General features: G+C 60.7%; 5 protein-coding genes. 3 read left to right on the forward strand and 2 right to left on the reverse strand.

The window, feature by feature from the left end:
- Window positions 1-6: 6 nt before the first annotated feature.
- Both LA321_RS07070 and LA321_RS07075 read left to right on the forward strand, forming a co-directional pair.
- The gene (locus LA321_RS07070) at window positions 7-1,287 is read left to right on the forward strand and encodes a hypothetical protein (RefSeq protein WP_042072476.1); all 1,281 of its coding nucleotides are present in this window, start codon (window positions 7-9) and stop codon (window positions 1,285-1,287) included.
- A gap of 189 nt (window positions 1,288-1,476) precedes the next feature.
- The gene (locus LA321_RS07075; RefSeq protein ID WP_005307594.1) at window positions 1,477-1,686 is read left to right on the forward strand and encodes a cell division protein ZapB; all 210 of its coding nucleotides are present in this window, start codon (window positions 1,477-1,479) and stop codon (window positions 1,684-1,686) included.
- A gap of 72 nt (window positions 1,687-1,758) precedes the next feature.
- Here LA321_RS07075 and elbB read toward each other — a convergent pair whose 3' ends face one another.
- Window positions 1,759-2,409, reverse strand: coding sequence for an isoprenoid biosynthesis glyoxalase ElbB (elbB, locus tag LA321_RS07080; RefSeq protein ID WP_042072478.1), 651 nt, complete (start codon window positions 2,407-2,409; stop codon window positions 1,759-1,761).
- Between the two features lie 400 nt (window positions 2,410-2,809).
- On the opposite strand from elbB, the gene polA reads away from it, so the two are divergent.
- Entirely contained in the window at window positions 2,810-5,560 is a 2,751-nt protein-coding gene (gene polA, locus LA321_RS07085; protein ID WP_042072479.1) for a DNA polymerase I, read from the forward strand.
- Window positions 5,561-5,652: 92 nt separating this feature from the next.
- On the opposite strand, the gene LA321_RS07090 is transcribed toward polA, so the two are convergent.
- On the reverse strand, window positions 5,653-6,192 hold the full coding sequence (locus LA321_RS07090; RefSeq protein ID WP_042072481.1) for a gamma carbonic anhydrase family protein: 540 nt from the start codon (window positions 6,190-6,192) through the stop codon (window positions 5,653-5,655).
- Window positions 6,193-6,455: the final 263 nt, after the last annotated feature.

Consider the following 6,455-nt stretch of genomic DNA (forward strand, 5'->3'; position numbering starts at 1 on the left):
GATTCGATGGCCAAGCGCTGGTCAGGTTATCTGATCCTGGGGATGTGGCTGCTCAACCTGCTGCATCTCTATCTGGGATTCTCCCCCTGGCCCGCGGCCATCGCGGCCTGGGCAGCCTCTCTCCTCACCTGGCCCTGGCTGGTGGGGGCGGCCAGACGCCAGGCGCTGGCCCTGTACGGAGCGGCCCTGCTGCTGTTGCTCTTCGCCTGGTGGCAGGGGGCCAGCCTCAAGGCCGGCGACTGGCTGCTGCCCAACATCAACATGCTCACCATGTTTGCCGCGGTGAGCACCCTCAACCTCGCCACTTCCGGCCTGCTCACCGACACCACCTCCTGGCCCGGTCGCAAGGGGTTGTGGAGCACCATGGCCGGCCTCAACCTGCTGGGGGCCGTCATCAACCTTTCGGTGCTCTTCATCATCGGCGATCGGCTGGAACGCAACGGCAACCTGGAGCGGCGCCAGGTGATGGTGCTGAGCCGGATCTTCTGCGCAGCCGCCTTCTGGTCCCCCTTCTTCGTCGCCATGGCGGTGGCGCTCACCTACGCTCCCGGCCTGCAGCTCTCGGCGATCCTGCCCTTCGGCATCGTCGGCGCCCTGTTGGCGATGGGGCTGACGGCCTGGCAGGTGGAGCGACTCGGCGTGCAGGATTTTGCCGGGTATCCGCTGCGCCTGCAGACCCTGGGGCTGCCGGTGGCGCTGGCGTTGCTGGTGCTGCTCATCAAGCAGATCTGGCCAGAGCTCGGCATTCTGGCGGTGATCGCCCTGGTGGCGCCGCTGCTGGCACTGATCTTCATGCCAAGCGCCGGCCGCAAGGCGGCAATCAAGCGCCAGGTGGTGGAGCGCTTCCCCGCCATCGGCGGTCAGCTGGTGCTGTTTCTCGGGGCGGGTCTGCTGGCTGCCGGCATCAACAGCGCCCTGTCGGTGATCGATCTGGGAGGCGGCCACGGGCTGCCGTTCTTCAACCACTTCGGCTGGCTCGAAGCCTCCCTCACCCTGCTGCTGATCCTGCTGGTGGCCATCGTCGGGGTGCATCCCCTCATCAGCATCTCGGGGTTGGCACCCCTGCTCTGGCCCCTGGCGCCGGATCCCAGCCTGCTTGGCATGAGCTTTTTGCTGGGTTGGGGGCTCGCCACCGGCACCAGCCCGCTCTCGGGATCCAACCTGGCGCTGGCCTCCCGCTACAGCCTGAGTGCGGGGTCTATTCTACGCTGGAACCTGGGTTATGGCCTGGCGATGTACGGTGTTGCCTGCCTGTTGCTGGGGGCCTATATCGCCCTGCACGGCTGATGGTCGGGGCTGTCCCCTACTTGGGAAGCAGGATGCGAGAAAAATAGACGCATATTTGGACAATACCTCTACGGAAGGCGCATTTTACAGCGTGCTGGCTTGTTTGTGCCGATGTGCTCGGGGTATGCTGGCTTCACGCGCTTGAATCGCCCTTTGTGGGGCATCGCAATTGAACAAACAGGTATGCATATGTCACTAGAAGTCCTTGAGCAACTCGAATCCAAAGTACAATCCGCCGTCGACAACATCTCCCTGCTGAAGATGGAGCTGGACGAGCTGAAAGAGCAGAACAGCAAGCTGCAAGACGAGAACCATCAGCTGCGCAACGAACACGTTGCATGGCAGGAGCGTCTGCGTGCCCTGCTGGGCAAGATGGATCAGATGGGCGAAAGCATCTAATCCGTCGCTATACGCGAGAATTGAAAACGGGCCGCTCCATGAGCGGCCCGTTTGTTTTGGCGCAGCGGGGGATCACAGGGCAAGCAGCTGCTTGACCGTCTTCTCGATGCCGTCCGCGGCCTCCACTATGTTGCTGGCCAGCATGTAGGCGGGAGTGGAGATCACCTTGCGCTCCTGATCCACCACGAACTCGTCGACCGGGCAGTTGAGATGGCTGCCGCCCATCGCCTCGATGGCGTTGGCGGTACCCTCGTCGTGGCCTACGGTGGCTAGGGTGCCGGCGCCGTAGATAAGCGGGATCATGGCCGGGGCGATGCAGATATAGGCCGCCGGTTTGCCGGCCTTGGCAAAGCTCTGGCAGGCCTTCAGCACATCCGGCTGGATCTGGCACTCCGCCCCCTTGATGGCGAAGTCGCACAGGTTCTTGGCGGCGCCGAAGCCGCCCGGCACCAGCAGGGCATCGTAGTCGGCCGCATCCAGCTCGGCGACATCTTTGATCTGGCCACGGCAGATGCGGGCGGCTTCGACCAGCACGTTGCGGCTCTCTCCTTCACTCACCTCGCCAGTCAGGTGGTTGATCACGTGGAGTTGCGCCACGTTCGGGGCAAAGCATTGGGTGGTGGCGCCATGGCGAGCCAGGGCCAGCAGACTGATGACGGCTTCATGGATTTCTGCCCCGTCGAAGACGCCACAGCCACTCAAAATCACGGCCACTTTTTTCATGGAAAACTCCTCGTTGTTGAAAATGTGAGCCAGGATGGATTGTTGTACTTTTGTATGGTTATCGCTCGCCATCCGCTGGTCAAGTCATCTCGCTGTGCTAGGATTGTTTCGTTTTGGATCCTGCCGTACCTACTCCCTTAAAACTTTTTCCACATTGATCGAGATCATTTCAACGGTCTATCGATCTGATCTTGTGTTTCTATTTAATTGTTTTTATTGGCATTTATGGTTTTTATGCACAGCTTTGTCACTACTGGTAATAATTAGCCCCATTTTTGAACACAGAGTTATCCACAGATTTTTATCCCGTCAGCAGCCATGCAGGCTGTTACCAGGCCCCTTGGTGTGAAGGGGGCCCTGTGGCATCCTAGCGGCTGTTTATCTCTGGCAGGACGATTTCATGGCCCCTAGCAATCCCCTTATTCTGGTCGACGGCTCTTCATACCTTTACCGCGCCTTTTTTGCCTCCCAACAGGCCGATCTGCGCACCTCGACCGGTTTGCCGAGCGGCGCCGTCCGTGTCATGGCCAACATGATGCGCAGCCTGCGTAAGCAGTACCCCGACTGCCACGTGGCCGTGGTGTTCGATGCCAAGGGCAAGACCTTCCGCGACGACATCTATCCCGAATACAAGGCCAACCGGGCCAGCATGCCGGACGATCTGCGCAGCCAGGTCGCCCCCATCCACCAGATGATCAAGGCGATGGGCTTCCCCTTCCTGATGGTGGAAGGGGTCGAGGCTGACGACGTGATCGGCACCCTGGCCCGCCAGGCGACCGAGAAGCAGTTGCCCGTGCTCATCAGCACGGGGGACAAGGACATGGCGCAGTTGGTCTCCGACCATGTCACCCTGATCGACACCATGAAAGATGTGAAGACCGATCGGGAAGGGGTGATCGAGAAGTTCGGCGTACCGCCCGAGCTCATCATCGACTACCTGGCCCTGATGGGAGACAAGGTGGACAACATCCCCGGCATGACCGGCGTCGGCGAGAAGACTGCACTGGCCCTGCTACAGGGCATCGGCAGCATCGACGAGATCGCTGCTAATCTGGACAAGGTGGCTGCGCTCGGTTTCCGTGGCTCCAAGGCGTTCGCCGACAAGTTCCGCGAGCAGGAGGAGCAGGTGCGCCTCTCCTACGTGCTGGCCACCATCAAGACCGACGTGGCGCTGGAGCAGGAGCTGGAACAGCTGACTCTGGGGCCGGTCGACAAGGAATCCCTGCTGGCGGTCTATCGCGAGTATGAGCTGCGCAACCTTATCAAAGAGCTGGAGTCCGGCGGCGAGGAGAGCGGCACCGAGGGTGATGAGGAAGGCTCCGCCCCGGCAACTGCCATCGAGACCGACTACCGCTGCATTCTGGACGAGGCCGAGTTCGACGATTGGCTGGCCCAGTTGCAGGCGGCGCCATTGTTTGCCTTCGACACCGAGACCACCAGTCTCGACTATATGGAGGCGCGGGTCGTTGGCGTCTCCTTTGCCATCGAGCCGGGCAAGGCGGCCTACGTCCCCTTCGGCCACGATTATCTGGGAGCGCCGGTACAGCTGACCGAGGCCGTGGTACTCGGCAAGCTAAAACCACTGCTGGAAGATCCGATCCGCCTCAAGGTGGGGCAGAACCTCAAGTACGACCGCAACGTGCTGCTCAATCACGGCATCGAGTTGCAGGGTATCGCCTATGACACCATGCTCGAGTCCTATGTGCTCAACTCCACTGCCAGCCGCCACGACATGGATTCGCTGGCCCGCAGATATCTGAACGCCGAGACCATCTCGTTCGAAGATATTGCCGGCAAGGGGGTCAAGCAGCTTACCTTCAACCAGATCGAGCTGGAGCAGGCGGCTCCTTACGCGGCGGAAGATGCCGACATCGCCCTGCGCCTGCATCAGGCGCTGTGGGGCAAGCTCGCTGCTGAGCCGGGCCTCGCCAAAGTGTTCAGCGAGATCGAGCTGCCGCTGCTGCCGGTGCTGGCACGGATGGAGCGGCTCGGGACCACCATCGAGCCCAAGCTGCTGCATCAGCAGAGCCAGGAGATCGAAGTGCGACTGGCGGAGCTGGAGAAACAGGCCCACGAGCTGGCCGGGCAGGAGTTCAACCTCTCCTCGCCCAAGCAGCTGGGGGAGATCCTCTTTACCAAGCTGGGGCTGCCGATCATCAAGAAGACCCCCAAGGGAGCCCCATCCACTGCGGAAGAGGTGCTGGCCGAGCTGGCGGAGACCTATGAGCTGCCGCAACTGCTGATGGAGCACCGTGGCCTGGCCAAGCTCAAGTCCACCTACACCGACAAGCTGCCGCTGATGATCAAGCCGCAGACCGGGCGGGTGCACACCTCCTATCATCAGGCGGTGGCGGCGACCGGGCGGCTCTCGTCTACCGATCCCAACCTGCAGAACATCCCGGTGCGCAACGAACAGGGGCGTCGCATTCGGCAGGCCTTCATCCCGTGCGCCGGTTACAAGCTGGTGGCGGCGGACTACTCCCAGATCGAGCTGCGCATCATGGCCCACCTCTCCGGTGACAAGGGGCTGCTGACCGCTTTCGCCGAGGGCAAGGACATCCACAAGGCGACCGCTGCCGAGGTATTCGGGGTTGAACTTGATGCGGTGACCAGCGACATGCGCCGCAGCGCCAAGGCGATCAACTTCGGCCTCATCTACGGTATGAGCGCCTTCGGTCTGGCCAAGCAGCTGGGCATCGGCCGTGCCGAGGCGCAGAAGTACATGGATCTCTACTTCGAGCGCTACCCGGGCGTGCTGGAATACATGGAGCGCACTCGCCAGCAGGCAGAAGCCCAGGGCTATGTCGAAACCCTGTTTGGTCGCCGCCTCTATCTGCCGGATATCAAGTCGCGCAACGCTGGTCTGCGCAAGGCTGCCGAACGGGCCGCCATCAACGCCCCCATGCAGGGCACGGCCGCCGACATCATCAAACGCGCCATGATTAACGTGGATGGCTGGATCCGGGGCATTGAAGACCAGTCGATCCGCATGCTGATGCAGGTGCACGATGAACTGGTGTTCGAGATCCGCGAAGAGAAGCTGGAGGAGTACATCGCCATCATCAAGGAGAAGATGTCGAGCGCTGCCGAACTGCATGTGCCGCTGGTGGTCGAAGCGGGCACCGGTGACAACTGGGATCAGGCCCACTGATCACTGTCAGTCGTCATCGACAACATATATAGCTATACCTAAGAAGCGAAGCCCGGCATCATGCCGGGCTTCCTGTTTGTGGCTACGGTGTTTCAGGACTCTTGCAGGTATTCGTCCTTGAGCAGGACATAGTTGTCGGCCGAGGTTTTGAGGAAGGCGACCTCGGCCGGCTTGAGAGGGCGCGCCTGCTTGATGGGATTGCCCATATAAAGAAAGCCGGCCTCGAGTCGCTTGCCCGGTGGCACCAGACTGCCGGCACCGATCATCACATCATCTTCGACCACGGCCCCGTCCAGCAGGATGGCACCCATGCCGACCAGCACCCGGTTGCCAATGGTGCAGCCATGCAGCATCGCCTTGTGGCCGACCGTGACATCTTCCCCGATCAACAACGGATAGCCGGCAGGGTTGCTGGCACTCTTTCGAGTCAGGTGCAGCACTGTGCCGTCCTGAATGTTGCTGCGGGCACCGATGCGGATATGGTTGACGTCCCCTCTGGCGGCCACCATGGGCCAGATGCTGGCATCATCACCCAGCTGGATATCACCCACCAGGGTGGCACAGGGGTCTACATATACCCGTTTGCCCAGTTGCGGGCGTTTTCCCTTGTAAGGTCTCAGTCGCAAGTCCATCTCGGCCTCCTTGTTTTCGGCCATTCTAGCAATTCGGTGCTGGTTTCTGTGGATAAGTTTGTATAAAAGCTGTGCTTGGATATGAATAACTAAAAAAGTGCAGTTTTTTGCAATTTTATTGCAAGGAAGGGGTTGCCAGAACGAATTCACTCCCTATAATGCGCCTCCATCGACACGGCAAGCGGCAACGCAAAGCCCGAGTCGATAACCTCGAAAAGCCTTTGAAAATAAGACTTGACTCGAGAAGGCGGTTGAGTAGAATG

This window comes from Aeromonas enteropelogenes (genome assembly GCF_020097295.1).
Lineage (GTDB): Bacteria > Pseudomonadota > Gammaproteobacteria > Enterobacterales > Aeromonadaceae > Aeromonas > Aeromonas enteropelogenes.